We start from the raw sequence: 16,420 nt of genomic DNA on the forward strand, positions 1-16,420 counted from the left end.
GGCGGTGCGGCGCCCGGCTCTCCCCAGGCGCGGGACCGCCGGGGGTGCGCTGCACGGGGATGCGGGATGCCCATCGCATGATGAATTCACCCAAGATCGTCCTCACCGACGACAACCTGATGACCACGGCGGACCTGCTGGCCACCGGCTACCACGACAAGGCGATCGCGCGGTTGCTCCGCCGCGGCGTCCTCCACCGGATCCGACACGGTGCCTACACGTACGCCGAGCACTGGCAGCAGCTCGATGCACGCGGCCGACACGACCTGATGTGTCGCGCGGTCCTGAGGAACGCCCGGACGCCGACCTTGCTCGCCGGTCCCAGCGCCGCACGAGTCCTCGGCGGCCCGGTCTGGGATCTCGGCGACGAGACCCATGTCGCCCGGGTCGACCGCAAGGCTGATCGGCACAATGCCGGCCGACGTCCCCATCGCGGTGATCTGCGGGTCGAGGACACGACGATCCGCGCCGGACTTCCGATCACCTCGGCAACCCGTACCGCGCTCGATGTGATCGCCATGACGGACGAGGAACATGCCCTGGTGGTCGTTGACGGACTCCTGTACGCCGGCGAGACCACCATCCCCCTGCTCATCCGGCGAGCTCAGGGGATGCGCTACGACCCCGGTTCCCTGTCGGTGCCGCTGGTCCTCATGCACGCGAACAAGCGCCACGAATCGGCCGGCGAGACCCGCAGTGCGGCGATGTTCCGACGAGCCGGCCTGCCCCGAGTCAAACCGCAGGTCGAGATCCGCGACCGATCGGGTCGCGTCGTCGCTCGGGTCGACTTCGCCTGGCCGGAGCTGGGCGTCTTCGTCGAGTTCGACGGCAAGGAGAAGTATCTCCGTCACCGCCGACCCGGCGAGTCCGTCGCGGACTGTGTCCTCCGCGAGAAGCGCAGGGAGGAGCTAATCTGCGGATTAACCGGTTGGCGTTGCATCCGGATCATCTGGGCCGACCTGTACCGGCCCAAGCTCGTCATCGCACGTATCTCTGCGGCCATGCGGGGCGAAACCTGGGCGGCCTGAGAGGGGTTGTTCGCCGAAACCCGACGACACGCCGGGCCGGCCTCGGCGTGTCCGTCGGGTTTCACCGGCTGACCGGAGAAACCCGACGTGTCGCACCCCGCACAAACGAGGATGACCGCCGGAGGGCGGGCAGCGCCTAGACTCGACCCTCGTGCCCACCACCGCCCGCAGCGACCTGCGCAACGTCGCGATCGTCGCCCACGTCGACCACGGCAAGACCACCCTCGTCGACGCCATGCTCCGCCAGGCCGGGGCGTTCACCGAGCACCAGGCCGAGGGCGTCGGCGAGCGGGTGATGGACTCCGGCGACCTCGAGCGCGAGAAGGGCATCACGATCCTCGCCAAGAACACCGCGGTGCGGTACGCCGGCCCGGCCGCCGGCGGCGAGCCGATGACGATCAACATCATCGACACCCCCGGGCACGCCGACTTCGGCGGCGAGGTCGAGCGCGGCCTGTCCATGGTCGACGGCATCGTGCTGCTCGTCGACGCCTCCGAGGGCCCGCTGCCGCAGACCCGGTTCGTGCTGCGCAAGGCACTGAACGCCGACATGCCGGTGATCCTGGTCGTCAACAAGACCGACCGCGGCGACGCCCGCATCGCCGAGGTCGTCGACGAGACCTACGAGCTCTTCATGGACCTGCTCGACGAGCACCACAGCCAGGACGCGCTCGACTTCCCGGTCGTCTACGCCTCCGGCCGCGCGGGCGTCGCCGCGCTCGAGGCGCCGGAGAACGGCGCGCTGCCCGACTCCCCCGACCTCGAGCCGCTGTTCGAGACGATCCTCGAGACGATCCCCGCGCCGACGTACGACGAGGGCGCGCCGTTGCAGGCGCACGTCACCAACCTCGACTCCTCGCCGTTCCTCGGCCGCCTCGCGCTGCTGCGCGTCAAGCAGGGCAGCCTCCGGAAGGGCCAGACCGTCGCCTGGATCCGCCGCGACGGCGAGGTCAAGAGCGTCCGGATCACCGAGCTGCTGGTGACCGAGGGCCTCGAGCGCAAGCCCGGCGAGGCCGCCGGGCCCGGCGACATCGTCGCGGTCGCGGGCATCCCCGACATCACCATCGGCGAGACCCTCGCCGACCCCGAGAGCCCGGTCGCGCTGCCGCTCATCCACGTCGACGAGCCTGCGATCTCGATGACCATCGGCACCAACACCTCGCCGCTGGTCGGCAAGGTGAAGGGCTCGAAGGTCACCGCCCGCCTGGTCAAGGACCGGCTGGACTCCGAGCTGATCGGCAACGTCTCCCTGCGGATCCTGCCGACCGAGCGCCCGGACGCCTGGGAGGTCCAGGGCCGCGGCGAGCTGGCGCTGGCGATCCTGGTCGAGCAGATGCGCCGCGAGGGCTTCGAGCTCACCGTCGGCAAGCCGCAGGTGGTCACCAGGGAGGTCGACGGCAGGCTCCACGAGCCGGTCGAGCGGCTGACCATCGACGCGCCGGAGGAGTACCTCGGCGCGATCACCGAGCTGCTCGCCACCCGCAAGGGCCGGATGGAGCAGATGACCAACCACGGCACCGGCTGGGTGCGGATGGAGTTCCTGGTGCCGGCGCGCGGCCTGATCGGCTTCCGCACTGAGTTCCTCACCGACACCCGCGGCACCGGCATCGCGCACCACATCTCCGAGGGCTACGAGCCGTGGGCCGGCGAGATCCGCTCGCGGGCCTCCGGCTCGCTCGTCGCGGACCGCAAGGGCGCCGCCACGGCGTACGCCATGACCTCGCTGCAGGAGCGCGGCGTGCTGTTCGTGGAGCCGGCCACCGAGGTCTACGAGGGCATGATCGTCGGCGAGAACTCCCGCGCCGACGACATGGACGTCAACATCACCAAGGAGAAGCAGCAGACCAACATCCGGTCCGCCACCTCCGACAACTTCGAGAAGCTGGTCCCGCCGCGCCGGCTGTCGCTCGAGCAGTGCCTGGAGTTCTGCCGCGACGACGAGTGCGTCGAGGTCACCCCCGACGCGGTGCGGATCCGCAAGGTCGTGCTCGATCAGAACGAGCGGGCGAAGCTGGCGAGCCGAGCGCGGAAGGCGAGCAAGTAGGGGCCCGGTAGGGTCGCGGAGCGTGAGCCACCCCACCTACGACCAGCTGGCCGGACTCCCCGCGTACGCCGAGCAGCCGGTGCCGATCGCCTTCGAGGACGTCAACGGGCACCTCAACGTGCGGCACTACACCGGCATCGCGAGCGAGGGGCTCGACGAGTCCCTGGTCCCTCTCGGGATCCCGCAGAACTGGCCCGCACAGGGCCACGCCTGCTTCTCGGCCGAGCACCACCTGACCTACCTCGCCGAGCTGCGCACCGGCGACCGGATGTCGACCCGGGTGCGGCTGCTCGGGCGCTCGGAGCGGGCAGCGCACGCGCTGGTCTACCTGCTCGACGAGACCCATCGGCGGCTCAGCTGCGTGATGGAGGAGATCTTCCTCCACATCGACATGGGCACTCGGCGTACCGCCCCGTGGCCCGAGGACGTCGCCGCCACCCTCGACCAGCGGATCGCCGAGGACGCCGGGCTGCCCTTCCCCGCCGCCACCTCGGGCTGCCTCCGCCTCCGCTGACGGGGCTCGGTCACTTGTAACGCCGGGTTACTGCTTGTTCCCACGGGGATGCAACACCCTGGGAACAATGGGTAACCCGGCGTTACATGCGCGGTGGCGGCGCTCAGCTGAAGCGGCGGCGGTTCTGCGGGGACGTGGCCTGGATCGCGACCCCGGCGAAGCCGAGCACGAGGAGCAGCACGGTCGCCTTCGACAGATACTCCGGCAGCAGGCCGGAGACCGGGAACGTCAGCACGTGCGCGATCAGCGCGAACGGGACCCACCGTGGCGTCGTACCCGCACGCAGCAGGGCGAAGCCGAGCAGCAGCTCGCCCAGGTAGAGGCCGGCGATCCAGGTGTAGAGGAAGACCGCGAGCCCCGCGTCGGTCGCGACCTCGTCGAGGCCCTGGGCCGTGATCGTCTCGGTGTTGACCAGCGCGCGGAAGAAGCCCATGAGCATCGCGAACCCGGCGGTGCCGATGAAGCCGATCTCGAGCACGACCGCCGCGATCAGGCCCAGCGTCCAGCCGCGCCGCTGCAGCAGCGTCATGATGGCGGGCAGGCCCAGCGAGAGGCAGATCGAGCCGATGAACAGGATCGTCGCGGCGATCATCCACCGGCCGCCCTGCTCCTGGACGATGCGCAGCGACTCGGCCGAGCTGTCCGACTGCGGCAGGAGGAAGCCGCCGAGGCACAGCGCGAGCGCCCCGGTGAGCAGCAGCGCCGCCGAGACCGGCAGCCAGTCCATCCGCACGGTGAGAGGGTAGGTCCTCGACCCGCCCGGCGCGGGCGAAATGGCAGCACTTCACCCCAACAGGTCGGCGACCCGCCCCAGCGCTCCGCGAGTCGGCGCGTCTTGCTCACCTTCTCCACAGGAGGGCGGGCAAGACGCGCCGACTCGGCACTCCTGCGCGGGCAAGACGCGCCGAGTCAGCGGATCCGGAAGGCCCGGTCGTTGACGTCGAAGAAGTAGTTGTCGATCGCGCGGACCATGATCCAGGCGCGGCCGGCGGCGACGTCGGGGATCACGACCCGCTTGCGGCCGTCGTTCTTGGCGCGCCAGGCGAGGACCTGGTCCCAGGTGCGGCCGTTGTCGGTCGACAGCACGATCTCGACGAACGGCGCGAGCCTGCGGGTGCCGTTCACCTGCCAGCGGAGCACGCGCGCGGACCCGCCCCGGACCTGCGTGCCCCTGCGGCCGAAGGAGTCGACGAGGAACGGCCCGGCCTTCGGGTCGATGCGCAGGGTCACGTCGTCGGATCCGACGCCGCCGCCACCCGGTACGCCGTCGCGCGCGGTCAGCCGGAAGTGCATCGCGGGCCGCTTCGACCCGGCAGTGCCGACGTACCCCTTGACGGGCAGGAACTCCGAGTAGCAGTTGAGCACCTGGAGGTCGGTCAGCGGGCGCTGCCGTGCGCTCGGTACGTCGGGGCACCGGCCGGTCCGGGCGTTGGTGTTGCCGCCGAGGATCTGGCGCAGGTCCGGGAAGGTGCGGGTGCTGTCGGCGCCGGTCGCGTGGTTCTGCCCCGGCGACGGGCTCTGGAACGAGTCCTCCCGGGAGACGTCCGCGAACCGCCCGAAGACCCGGAACAGCGGGCCGCTCCTGCGGTTGTTGCTCGTCAGCAGCGTGCCGCCGCGCCCGCCGGTGTCGTTCTGCTCCCAGAGGTAGGTGAGCGGGTCGCCGTCCGGGTCGGTGGCGGTGCCGGACAGCGTGAACGGCGTCCGGACCGGGATCGTCCTCGGGGCCGGGGCGGTGACGACCGGCGCGCGGTTGCCGGTGGGGTTCACCTGGTACCCGCCGTTGCCGGCGGCGCCGCCCTGGACGGTCTCGCCGACCTTGCCCGACACGCCGGCCGAGGCGCTGGTGATCGTCAGCGCGGCCATGTCGAGCCGGTCGCTGGCGTCGGTCTTCGGGTCCGGGTCGCCGGCGAAGATCACGGTGAAGCCGCCGTCGCCGGGCCTCCCGAGCGGTGCCGGGGACTGCTCGAAGCTGTCGTCGGCGTTGTAGCCCCAGCGGCCGATGGTGACGTCGGTGCCGGTCAGCTGCTCGACCGCGGCCTCGATGCCGGGGGCGTCGTAGTTGCCGCCCCGGGTGAGGGTCACCGGCGCGGCGCCCGGGTAGCCGAGCTCGATCGACTCGCCGGCGGTGTCGAAGCCGGTGAGCGAGACCGTCTGCACCTCCACCTGGTCCCGGGCCGCGGCGCGGGCCCGCTGGCCGACCTCCTGGATGGTGCGCTGCGAGAAGTACGGGTCGGTGTGCGGCTGGAGGTCGTCGGCGCCGCAGATGCCGGCGTAGGCCATCACCGACGAGCCCGAGCCGGGCTCGACCGACGCGACCCGCGCCCGGTTGCCGCCGCCGCAGGAGCCGCGCCTCCCGTCGAAGGTGTGGTTGCCGCCGAACTGGTGGCCGAGCTCGTGCGCGACGTAGTCGATCGCGAAGACGTCGCCCTGCGGCCGCGGGAGGCCGGTGCAGCCCATCGCCTTCTCGCCCGTGCCGGCGACGCCGAGGCCGGCGATGCCGCCACTGCTGCCGCCGAGCATCACGTGGCCCACGTCGTACGCCGAGGCGCCGACGAGCTGGCCGAGCACGGTCGGCATCCGGGCGAGCGTGCCGGGCCAACAGGTCTGGAGGTCGCCGGGGAAGCCCTGCTCGGGGTCGGCGAGGTCGAAGCACCCGCGGGCGCCGCACGGGCCGTTCGGACCGGTCGCCTCGGCCCGGGTCTCGAAGCTGAGCTCGTCGGTGCCGTCGATGAGCTGGAGGCTGATCGCCAGGTCGTCGTTGTAGATCTGGTTGACCCGGTTGATCAGCGTGACCTTCTCGGCGGTCACGTTGGCGGCGCCGAAGTACTTCGCGTACGCGGGGTCGGAGAGCAGCGCGAGCCGGTACACCCGCTGCTCGACGGTCCCCGCCTCCCGGGTCGCCCCGACCCGCGACCGGCGGTCGAGCGACTGCTGTACGTCGGGCAGCTCCTGCTCCGCGAACTGCTCCTCGGGACGCGGCACGCTGGCGCCGTAGTAGCTCACGTGCGTGGCGGTGCCCCGGGCGTCGTACGCCGGGTCGACGTACCAGGCGCCCTGCCCGCCCGGGCCGCGGACCGAGGCGTGGAAGCCCATCGGGGTGACGTCGAGCGCGATCGTGGTGCCGGGGTTGTCGAGCGACCGGCCGGACCAGGTGCGGATGTCCGGGTGCCTCTTCGCGAGCCCGGGTGCCATCACCGCGGTGGGCTCGACCTCGAACCGCTCCAGCCCGCCCTCCGGCGTCGGCACCGACACGACGTCGGAGCCGGCGAGCCGGGCGCGCAATTGCGCCGTATCGACACGGATCGCCCGGTACTGGCCAGGCTCGACCCGGACCCGCGACCCCTCGAGCGTGAAGCCCGGGATCGTCCGGAAGAGCGGACCGTCGTCGGAGGCGTCCGCCGACGGGCCCGCGAGCGGGAGGAGGGCGGCGGCGAGGACGGCGCTGGCGAGGGCGGCCAGGGACCGGAGGGGGCGCGGCATGGCCGAAGCCTAGGGCGTCAGGTGAGCCAGCGTGCCAGCAACGTCCCATCCCGCTCGAGGAGCGTGTGCAGGCGCAGCGGTACGTCGAGCGGCGGCCCGGCGGTGATCCGCGGATGGGTCCCGGCGATCAGCCGCGGCACGGTCGTGGTGCACAGCTCGTCGACGACGCCGGCGGCGAGCAGGTCGCGCAGCAGGTGCGGCCCGCCCTCGGCGAGCAGGCGGGTCCGTCCGCGGTCGACCAGCGACCGGCGCAGCCCGGCCAGGTCGACCCGGTGCGACCCGAGCACGAGGACGTGGTCGGCGCCGAGCAGGTCCCGGGCCTCGTCGAGTCGCTCCGCGGCCGCGTAGGTCGCCAGGAGGACCGCGCCCGGCGGCGCGCCCCGCAGCCGCTCCGGCACCTCGCCCCGGCGGCTCACGACGACCAGCGGGACGCCGGCGACGCCGTACCCCTCGGCGCGCGCGGTCCCGGCGCCGACGACGATCGCGTCGGCGGTGGCGCGCAAATGCGCGAACACGGCACGGTCGGCGGCGTCGCTGATCGACCCGCTGCGCCCGGACTCCCCGGTCGCGGCGCCGTCGACGGTGCCGACCATGTTGACCCGCAGCCACGGGTCGGCCGGGGCGGCGTAGAGCGTGCCGAGGTCCTCCGGGTCGGCACCGCCGGGTCCGACGAGGACCCTCACCACTCCCACCTCGCGACCCAGTACTGCACCCCGAACGGGTCCGCGTCGAGGTCGACCGTCGCCGGCAGCCCGGGCGGCAGGACCCGCGCGAGCGCGGCGATCGCGTCGGTGTCGGCCCACAGCTCCTCGGAGAGGCCGAGGTCGAGCCCGGCGAGCCGGCCGGTTGCCAGCGCGTCGCCGAGCGCGCCGTCGAACGGCACCGCGCGCTCGTCGACGTGGCCCGGCGCCCCCTCGGTGCGCTTCGCGGAGCCGTTCCCCACGGCGAGGTACGAGCGGCCGGCACCGGTGCGCGAGGACGCCGCCAGCAGGTGCTCGGCGACCCGCCGGCCCTGCGGAGACGCCAGCACCGTGACGTCCTCGCCCAGCCATCCGACGGCCCGCTCGCAGGCGGCCCGCAGCTCCGCGACCGGGTCCTCGAGGCCGGCGTACTCCGGCAGCAGCGCGAGCGCGCCCGGCACCAGCACCGCTCTCGCACCGCTAGCCCCGCTAGACATGGACTGGACATTAGCCATCGTCCGCACGCGAACGGCATTTGTGATGTTCAATCAGCCATGTCCACCTCGCAGGTCCCATCAGGGGACGACCCGCCGCGACGGGGTCGCGGTCGCCCGCGGACCCCGGGAGCGGAGAAGCGGATCGCCGACGCTGCGCTCGAGGAGTACGGCGAGCACGGCTGGTCCGGCTTCACCATGGACGGCGTCGCGCGCCGCGCGGGCGTCGGGAAGTCCACGGTCTACCTGCGCTGGCAGGACAAGGACAGCCTCCTGACCGACGCGATCGGCAGCTACAGCGACAAGCTCGGCGCGGTCGACACCGGCAGCCTGCGCGGCGACCTGGAGGCGCTCGCGACCAACCTCTTCGAGTACTACCGGGACCCGGCCGGCTGGGCCTCGCTGCGGATCATCATCGACTCCGCGGGCGCCCAGGAGGCCCTCGGCCGCTTCGCCGAGGACGTCGGCCAGGTGCAGATCGACTTCGTCGAGCAGATCCTGCGGCGCGCGGCGGACCGGGGCGAGATCGCGCCCGGGATGTCGGCGGCCACCACCGCGGAGTGCCTCTACGGCTCGGTGATGATGTGCACCCTCGGCCTCCGGCTGGAGTCCCGGGCCGCCACCGACGAGGAGATCGCCGCGCGCGTCGCGGAGTTCGTCGGCATCATGCTCGACGGCGTATGCCGGCCGGCGGGTCCTTAGCTCGGCCTACTCGTAGCCCAGGACCTCCTGGCGCCGCTCGCCCCACGCCAGGGCGGACGCGATCGCGTCCTCCAGGGACAGCTCGGTGCGCCAGCCGAGGAGCGCGGCCGAGCGGTCGACGTTCGCGAACGCCCCGACCGCGTCGCCCGGCCGCGGCGGCGCCTCGCGCACGGGCACCTCCTGGCCGAAGACGTTCTCGAACGCCGTGAGCAGCTCGCGCACGGTGACGCCAGTGCCGGTGCCCACGTTGATGATCGCGCTCGGCCGGCCGACCGCCGCGAGCACCTCGTCGAAGCGCTCGATCGCGCGCACGTGCGCCCGCGCGAGGTCCCAGACGTGGATGTAGTCGCGGATGCCGGTGCCGTCGCGGGTCGGGTGGTCGACGCCGGTGATCGTGAACGCGTCCTTCTGCCCGCGCGCCGCCATCACCAGCTGGCCCAGCACGTGCGAGGGCTCCTTGGCGTAGATGCCGGACTCGAGGTCGGGGTCGGAGCCGATCGGGTTGAAGTAGCGCAGGATGATCGCGCGGAGGTCGGTCGCGACCGCCATGTCCTGGAGGACCTGCTCCATCATCCGCTTGGTCCGGGCGTACGGCGACGGCGGGTCGAGCGCGTCCTCCTCGGTGACCTCGAAGTCGTCCTTCGTCGCGTAGAGCGACGCCGAGGACGAGAACAGCACCCGGGTCTTGCCGAGCGCGTTGAGCTCGTCGAAGAGCTCCAGCGATTTCGCGACGTTGTCGCGGTAGTACTCGTAGGGCTTCTCCACCGACTCCGGTACGACGATGCGCGCGGCCATGTGGATGGTCGCCTCGATGTCGGGGTGCTCGTCGACGACCCGGCGCACGAGCGAGCGGTCCGCGATGTCACCCTCGTAGAAGATCCGGTCCCTCACGAACACCAGCGGCCCGGTGAGCAGCGAGTCCAGGATGACCGGCGTGTGGCCCGCCTGCTCGAGCGCCTTCGCGGTGGTCGAGCCGATGTACCCGGCACCGCCGGTGACCAGAACCTTCATGCCGGCCACCTTAGGTCGTCAGCCGGCGGCCACCCGACTCGGCGTGACCTCGACCGGGTACGGCGCCCGCGCGCGGAACGTCGCGTCCCCGCGCACCACGACCGGCTCCCGATAGCCCTCGCCCTCGAGCTCCCAGACCGTCAGCTCCACCCGGTCCGGGTCGAACACCCAGTACGACGGGCACCCGGCGTCCTCGTAGCGCGCCCGCTTCAGCTCCAGGTCGACCAGCCGGGTGCTGGGCGAGAGGACCTCGACGACGAGCAGGGGCGCCCCGGGGAGGTCCCTCTCGGTGAAGTCCGCCCGCCGCGCGACCACCAGGTCGGGCCGCATCACGGTGTCGTCCGCGAGCACGACGTCGACCGGGCCGAGGAGCGCGATGAGGCCGTCGGGGCGAGATCGGTGGAGGACGTCGAACAGGCCCATGAGGGCGGCCTGATGCCGAGTCGGCGGCACCGGCGTCACGATCAGCACCCCGTCGATGAGCTCATGGCGCCGGCCGTCGTCGGGCCAGGCGTCGAGCTCGGCCCTGGTCATCGGTCCGTGCGTCGTGGTCCAGATGCCCGTCATGTCACCCCGCGGCGATCCGGGACGGTGTCACCTCGACCGGGTACGGCGCCCGCGCGCGGAACGTCTCGTCGCCCCGCACCACCGTCGGCGAGCCGTAGCCGGCCCCATCGAGCTCCCAGACCGTCAGCTCCACCCGGTCCGGGTCGAACACCCAGTACGACGGGCACCCGGCCGCCTCGTAGCGGACCCGCTTGAGGTTCAGATCGACCCGCCGCGTGCTCGGCGAGAGCACCTCGACCGCCAGCAGCGGCGGCGCCGACAGATCCCTCTCCGTGAAGTCCGCCCTGCGCGCTACCAGCAGATCGGGCTGGACGAGCGTGTCGTCTCCCAGGACGACATCGAGTGGAGCGGTGTAGAGGAGCAAGCCGGGGGGCAGCGCCGTATCGAGCGCCCTGACGAGATTCATGACCGCATGCTGATGACGGACCAACGGCGCCGGCGTCACGACCAGCACCCCGTCGATGAGCTCATGGCGCCGCCCATCGTCGGGCAGCGCGTCGAGCTCGGCCCGGGTCATCGGGCCGGGCGAGATCGCGGTCATGCCCACCATGGTGCCTCCTGTCGGTCATGGCGACCAGCATCGGAGATCGGCCCGTCTCGCGCCGCCGTCATCCACAGGCCCCCGACGACAGGCCCCGATCCGAAGGGGGCTCAGTCGCCCGCGAGGAGCGCGTCCAGCTTCTGGTAGCCCTCGGTCACGCCGACGTCCATGCCGCTGGACAGGATCAGGTCCCGGATCTCGAGCGACTCGACGACCGACGTGCCCACGATCCGGCAGCGCCCGCCGGGCAGGTCCTCGAAGGTCATCGTCTCCAGGCTGACGCCGTCCGGCGCGCCCTCCCAGGTGAAGGTCTGCACGATCCGCTCGTTCGGCCGGACCTCGTGGAAGGACCCGTAGAAGCCGGTGTCGAGGCCGTCTTCGGCCCGGGTGTTGCGGTAGGCGTAGCGCCCTCCGGTGGTCGCGTCCCACACGGTGATCGTGGTGTCGATGCTGTTCGGCCCGATCCACCGGGCGAACACGTCGGGGTCGGTGTGCGCGCGGAACACCCGCTCGGCCGGCGCTTCGAACTCGCGGGTGATCCGGATGACCGGGAGGTCCCTCACGGCCTCGATCGTGGTCTCGCTCATGATGCTGCTCCTCCTGCTGCGTCCGTCGTGGTCTGCTCGTCCATCGCGGCGAGGACGCCGTCGAGGCGCCGATAGCGCTCCTCGGTCTGCCGGCGGTAGCGCTCGATCCACTTCGTCATCAGGTCGAGCACCTCCGCCTCCAGGTGGACCGGGCGCCGCTGTGCCTCCCGGCTGCGGCTGACCAACCCGGCGGCCTCGAGCACCTTGAGGTGCTTGGACACCGCCTGCACGCTCACGTCGTACGGCGCCGCCAGCTCGCCGACGGTCGCGTCCCCGTCCGCGGCGAGCCGGGCGACCAGGTCGCGCCGGGTCGGGTCCGCCAGGGCCTGGAAGACCCGGGACAGCTGGTCCGCCATGCGATCCACCTCCTCAACCATGTGGTTGAAGAAGATCCTGCATCCGGCAGCCACCTTTGTCAACCGTCCGGTTGCAGAAGGTCATTGGCACAACGGCACTGGCACAATCCGTCCATGCCGACCGCGCTCATCACCGGGATCACCGGCCAGGACGGGCTGTACCTGGCCGAGCTCCTGCTCGCCAAGGGGTACGACGTCCACGGGGTCATCCGCGGGCAGAACAACCCCAAGCTCGACCTGGTGCAGCGGCTGCTCCCCGACGTACGCCTGCACAACGGCGACCTCACCGACATGTCGAGCCTGATCCGGGCACTGCGCGACTCCGACCCCGACGAGGTCTACAACCTGGGCGCGGTCTCGTTCGTCGCCTACTCGTGGGAGAACGCCCAGCTCACCACCGACGTCACCGCCAAGGGCGTGCTCAACATGCTCGAGGCGGTGCGGCTGCACACCGGCGACCGGCCCGACGGCATCCGCTTCTACCAGGCGTCCAGCTCGGAGATGTTCGGCAAGGTGCAGGAGGTGCCGCAGCACGAGCGCACGCTGCTGTGGCCGCGCTCGCCGTACGGCGTGAGCAAGGTGTTCGGCCACTACATGACGATCAACTACCGCGAGTCGTACGGCATGCACGCCTCCTCGGGGATCCTCTTCAACCACGAGTCGCCGCGGCGCGGGCCGGAGTTCGTGACCCGCAAGATCAGCGAGGCGGTCGCGCGGATCAAGCTCGGGCTCCAGGACGAGCTGGTGCTCGGCAACCTCGACGCGGAGCGGGACTGGGGCTTCGCCGGCGACTACGTCGAGGCGATGTGGCTGATGCTCCAGCAGCCGCACGGCGGCGACTACGTCGTCGCCACCGGCGAGACGCACTCGATCCGCGACTTCCTCGACGCGGCGTTCCGCCACGTCGGCATCGAGGACTGGGCGCCGTACGTCCGCCAGGACCCGCGGTTCATGCGGCCGGCCGAGGTCGACCACCTGATCGGCGACGCGAGCAAGGCGCGCGAGGTGCTGGGCTGGAAGCCGAAGGTGTCCTTCCGCGAGCTGGTCGCGCTGATGGTCGACGCCGACCTCGCCGCGACCCGGCAGGGCTGGTGAGCTCTGTTGACTGAGGGACCACGGTTGACTGAGGGGCCACGCGCGTTCGTCACCGGCATCGGCGGCCAGGACGGCAGCTACCTCGCCGAGCGGCTGCTCGCCGACGGCGTCGAGGTGCACGCGCTCGCGCACGACGCCGAGCCACTCCCGGACCTGCCCAGCGTGGAACTGCACAGCGGCGACCTCACCGCGGTCGACGACGTGCGCGGCCTGCTCGTCGACCTCGCCCCGGACGAGGTCTACAACCTCGCCGCGCTGAGCTCGGTCGCGCGCTCGTGGGAGGAGCCCGATCTCACCGCCCGGGTCAACGGCCTCGCCGCGGCCGCGCTCATGGAGTCGGCCCTGCTGGTGCAGGAGAAGCAGGGCCGCCCGGTCCGGTTCGTGCAGGCATCCAGCGCCGAGATCTTCGGCGAGCCCGACCGCTCCCCCCAGGACGAGTCGACGCCGGTGCGTCCGGTGAACCCGTACGGCGCGGCCAAGGCGTACGCGCACCTGATGGTCGACGTCTACCGCCGGCGCGACCTGCATGCGGTGAGCGCGATCCTCTACAACCACGAGTCGCCGCGCCGCCCCGAGCAGTTCGTGACCCGCAAGATCACCTCGACCGTCGCCGCGATCGCCCAGGGGCGGGCCGACGTGCTCGCGCTCGGCAACCTCGACGCCCGGCGCGACTGGGGCTGGGCCCCGGACTACGTCGACGCGATGGTGCGCGCGGCCCGGGCCGACACCCCGGCCGACTACGTGGTCGCGACCGGCGTCGCCCACTCGGTGCGCGACTTCGTCGCCGCTGCGTTCACCCGGGCGGGAATCGACGACTGGGAGCGGTACGTCGTCGTCGACCCGGAGTTCGTCCGCCCGGCCGACCCGACCGAGTTCGTGGGCGACGCGACGCGCGCGCGCAGCGTGCTCGGCTGGTCACCGACCGTCGAGTTCGGCGAGCTCGTCGGCCGGATGGTCGACGCGGACCTGGCCGGCTAGCACCTCCAGCGCCCGGCGCACCTCCCCGGCCGTGCCGGCGGTCGGCAGACCGAGCACGTCGGCGTCGGTCAGGGGTGACACCGGCACGTGCGAGACCAGAGGATGCCGCGGCCGGATGTCGCGCGGCTCGTCGGAGGCGAAGAGGTCCTCGTGCAGCTTCTCGCCCTCGCGGAGCCCGGTGAACTCGATCCGGACCGGGGTGCCGGACTGCTCGATGAGCTGCCTGGCGACGTCCACGATCCGCACCGGCTCGCCCATGTCGAGGACGAGCGCCTCGCCGGGCGCACCGATGGCCGCCGCCTGGATGACGAGCTGGCAGGACTCCTCGATCGTCATGAAGTAGCGGGTGACCTCGGGGTGGGTCACGGTCAGCGGACCGCCCGCGGCGATCTGCCGGGCGAACGACGCCAGCACCGACCCGCGGCTCCCGAGGACGTTGCCGAAGCGGACCGACAGGTAGACGCCGGCGGCACCGCGGGCCCTCTCGGCGGTGATCCGCTCGGCGACGCGCTTGGACCAGCCCAGCACGCTGCCCGGATCCGCGGCCTTGTCGGTGGAGATGTTCACGAACCGGTCGACGCCGACGAGGTCGGCCGCCTCGAGCACAGTCCGGGTGCCGAGCACGTTGGTCTTCACGGCCTCGGCGGGGTACTGCTCCAGCATCGGCAGGTGCTTGAGCGCCGCCGCGTGGAAGACCACGTCGGGTCGGCGCGCGCCGAAGATGCGCCGTACGGCCGCCTCGTCTCGGATGTCGCAGAGGATGACCTCGTCGGAGTCCAGCAGCGCTCGGCCGTGGATCGAGAGCTGGACGGCGTGCAGCGCGGACTCGTCGCGGTCGAGCATCATCAGCTCGGCCGGCTGGTAGCGGTGGATCTGCCGGCACAGCTCGGAGCCGATCGAGCCACCGGCGCCGGTGACCAGCACCTTGCGGCCGGTCAGGTAGCCCGCGATCGCGGCGACGTCGGTGTCGAGCTGCTTGCGGCCGAGGACGTCGGTGATGTTGATGTCGCGGAGGTCGCGGATGCCGACGGTGTCGGTCAGCAGCTGGGTGGAGGCCGGCAGCACCTTCACCGGGACGTCGGCCTCGATCGCGGCGAGCCGCAGGCGGTTGATCGTGTTGGCGTCCGCGCTCGGGATGGCGATCACGACGAGCTTCACGCCGAGCAGCGCGACCTGCCGCGCCAGGTCGTCGGTCGTGCCCACGACCGACACGTGCCGGATCCGCAGGTGCCGCTTGCGGTGGTCGTCGTCGAGCAGGGCCACCGGCCGGTAGCGCTGCGCCGGGTCGCGCTGCATCGAGCTGATCAGCTCGCGCCCCGCCTCACCGGCGCCGACGACGAGGGTGTCCAGGGACTGGTCGTCGCCGCCGGCCCGCTCGTCCCGCTCCTGGAGGACCCGCCAGGTCGCCCGCGCCCAGGCCGCGAACACCAGGGTGCCCAGGGTGGCGCCGGCCGGGATGCTGCGCGGGACCCACTGCGTGATGAGATTGGCGACGAAGACCGTCGTACCGATGCCGCCGACGAGGGTGCCGAGGAGCACCATCTCCTCGAGGCTGGCGGTGCGGGCCCGGCCCTGGTGCAGCCGGACCGGCACGGCCGCGACGACGTACAGGACCGCCGTCACCACGGCGACGGCCATGACCTCGCTCCAGGGGACCTGCGACGCATCGCTGTCGAGGCGCAGCCAGGCGAACACGACGTAGGAGACCAGCCACGCCCAGACGTCGAAGGCGATCGCCAGCGGCGCTCGGTGACGCCTCATACGCGCGACCAGGTCGCTCACTGCTCATTCTCCTGTGCTTCGGCGGCATTCCCCGAGGGGCACGGTAGCCCGATTTGCTGCCACCCGCATGCGCCGAAGGGGTGGTCTTGGACCGGTCAGCCGATCAGGATCGGAGCGCCTCGCAGCGGCCGTAGTCGTCCTCGAGGCGGCAGATGTCGTCCTCGCCGGTGTAGGCGCCGCGCTGGACCTCGATGAGGACGAGCTCCTGCTCGTGCGCGTTGGTGATCCGGTGCGCGGCGCCGATCGGCACCTCCACGGTGTCGCCGGGCCGCGCGACCACGGTCTGGCCGTCGAGCACGCAGGTGGCCACGCCGGACACGACGATCCAGTGCTCGGCGCGGTGCTCGTGGGTCTGGTACGACAGCCGCTGACCGGCGCGCACCTCGATCCGCTTGACCTTGTAGCCGCCGCCCTCGTCGAGAACGTGCCAGCTCCCCCATGGACGTACTTCGAAGTCACCCACCATGACCAGACTCCCCCCGATGAACCGGGATGGTCACCCGGTCGTACCCACGGTAGCGGCGCCGTTCGGCAAACGGAGGTGAAACGGTCGATACTGTT

General features: G+C 71.9%; 17 protein-coding genes. 6 read left to right on the plus strand and 11 right to left on the minus strand.

Translation table 11 applies throughout. The features are described 5' to 3' along the window. The first annotated feature begins 80 nt into the window (after positions 1–80). The 3 genes from ACYVKX_RS20330 (at position 81) to ACYVKX_RS20340 (ending at position 3,586) form a co-directional block, all read left to right on the plus strand. Positions 81–1,028, plus strand: coding sequence for a type IV toxin-antitoxin system AbiEi family antitoxin domain-containing protein (locus tag ACYVKX_RS20330; protein WP_460835508.1), 948 nt, complete (start codon positions 81–83; stop codon positions 1,026–1,028). A gap of 151 nt (positions 1,029–1,179) precedes the next feature. Then, the gene (gene typA / locus ACYVKX_RS20335) at positions 1,180–3,072 is read left to right on the plus strand and encodes a translational GTPase TypA (protein WP_460835509.1); all 1,893 of its coding nucleotides are present in this window, start codon (positions 1,180–1,182) and stop codon (positions 3,070–3,072) included. Positions 3,073–3,094: 22 nt separating this feature from the next. Next, positions 3,095–3,586, plus strand: a complete 492-nt coding sequence (locus tag ACYVKX_RS20340; RefSeq protein WP_460835510.1) for a thioesterase family protein — start codon at positions 3,095–3,097, stop codon at positions 3,584–3,586. 103 nt (positions 3,587–3,689) lie between these two features. Here ACYVKX_RS20340 and ACYVKX_RS20345 read toward each other — a convergent pair whose 3' ends face one another. The 4 genes from ACYVKX_RS20345 to ACYVKX_RS20360 form a co-directional block, all read right to left on the minus strand. Beyond that, positions 3,690–4,319 (minus strand): hypothetical protein, encoded by a 630-nt coding sequence (locus tag ACYVKX_RS20345; protein WP_460835511.1) that lies wholly within the window; start codon positions 4,317–4,319, stop codon positions 3,690–3,692. Positions 4,320–4,495: 176 nt separating this feature from the next. After that, positions 4,496–7,066: a M12 family metallo-peptidase gene (locus ACYVKX_RS20350; RefSeq protein ID WP_460835512.1), complete on the minus strand. Its 2,571-nt coding sequence runs from the start codon at positions 7,064–7,066 to the stop codon at positions 4,496–4,498. A gap of 17 nt (positions 7,067–7,083) precedes the next feature. Then, positions 7,084–7,749: a dihydrofolate reductase family protein gene (locus ACYVKX_RS20355; protein WP_460835514.1), complete on the minus strand. Its 666-nt coding sequence runs from the start codon at positions 7,747–7,749 to the stop codon at positions 7,084–7,086. Further along, a complete protein-coding gene (locus ACYVKX_RS20360; protein WP_460835515.1) occupies positions 7,746–8,243 on the minus strand; it encodes a hypothetical protein in 498 nt (165 codons plus the stop codon). The genes ACYVKX_RS20355 and ACYVKX_RS20360 overlap by 4 nt, the downstream gene beginning before the upstream one ends. Positions 8,244–8,300: 57 nt before the next feature. Here ACYVKX_RS20360 and ACYVKX_RS20365 point away from each other — a divergent pair, with 57 nt between their 5' ends. Then, on the plus strand, positions 8,301–8,942 hold the full coding sequence (locus ACYVKX_RS20365) for a TetR/AcrR family transcriptional regulator (RefSeq protein ID WP_460835516.1): 642 nt from the start codon (positions 8,301–8,303) through the stop codon (positions 8,940–8,942). A gap of 6 nt (positions 8,943–8,948) precedes the next feature. Here the strand turns inward: ACYVKX_RS20365 and galE are convergent, their stop codons facing one another. The 5 genes from galE to ACYVKX_RS20390 form a co-directional block, all read right to left on the minus strand. Beyond that, positions 8,949–9,953: a UDP-glucose 4-epimerase GalE gene (gene galE / locus ACYVKX_RS20370; RefSeq protein WP_460835517.1), complete on the minus strand. Its 1,005-nt coding sequence runs from the start codon at positions 9,951–9,953 to the stop codon at positions 8,949–8,951. An 18-nt stretch (positions 9,954–9,971) separates the two neighbouring features. Continuing rightward, positions 9,972–10,487, minus strand: coding sequence for a Uma2 family endonuclease (locus ACYVKX_RS20375; protein ID WP_460835518.1), 516 nt, complete (start codon positions 10,485–10,487; stop codon positions 9,972–9,974). 34 nt (positions 10,488–10,521) lie between these two features. Next, complete coding sequence (locus ACYVKX_RS20380; RefSeq protein WP_460835519.1) at positions 10,522–11,061, minus strand: Uma2 family endonuclease; 540 nt, start codon at positions 11,059–11,061, stop codon at positions 10,522–10,524. Between the two features lie 110 nt (positions 11,062–11,171). After that, a complete protein-coding gene (locus ACYVKX_RS20385) occupies positions 11,172–11,648 on the minus strand; it encodes an SRPBCC family protein (protein WP_460835520.1) in 477 nt (158 codons plus the stop codon). After that, entirely contained in the window at positions 11,645–12,004 is a 360-nt protein-coding gene (locus ACYVKX_RS20390; protein WP_460835521.1) for an ArsR/SmtB family transcription factor, read from the minus strand. The genes ACYVKX_RS20385 and ACYVKX_RS20390 overlap by 4 nt, the downstream gene beginning before the upstream one ends. A gap of 114 nt (positions 12,005–12,118) precedes the next feature. Here ACYVKX_RS20390 and gmd point away from each other — a divergent pair, with 114 nt between their 5' ends. Both gmd and ACYVKX_RS20400 read left to right on the plus strand, forming a co-directional pair. Further along, the gene (gene gmd / locus ACYVKX_RS20395; protein ID WP_460835522.1) at positions 12,119–13,099 is read left to right on the plus strand and encodes a GDP-mannose 4,6-dehydratase; all 981 of its coding nucleotides are present in this window, start codon (positions 12,119–12,121) and stop codon (positions 13,097–13,099) included. Between the two features lie 24 nt (positions 13,100–13,123). After that, positions 13,124–14,077, plus strand: coding sequence for a GDP-mannose 4,6-dehydratase (locus ACYVKX_RS20400; protein WP_460835523.1), 954 nt, complete (start codon positions 13,124–13,126; stop codon positions 14,075–14,077). Here ACYVKX_RS20400 and ACYVKX_RS20405 read toward each other — a convergent pair. After that, a complete protein-coding gene (locus ACYVKX_RS20405; RefSeq protein ID WP_460835524.1) occupies positions 14,015–15,859 on the minus strand; it encodes a polysaccharide biosynthesis protein in 1,845 nt (614 codons plus the stop codon). The two genes, ACYVKX_RS20400 and ACYVKX_RS20405, sit on opposite strands and share 63 nt — an antisense overlap. A 103-nt stretch (positions 15,860–15,962) precedes the next feature. Then, positions 15,963–16,325, minus strand: a complete 363-nt coding sequence (locus ACYVKX_RS20410; RefSeq protein ID WP_460835525.1) for a phosphomannose isomerase type II C-terminal cupin domain — start codon at positions 16,323–16,325, stop codon at positions 15,963–15,965. Positions 16,326–16,420 lie beyond the last annotated feature (95 nt).

The sequence above is a fragment of the Nocardioides hungaricus genome, from assembly GCF_054782915.1.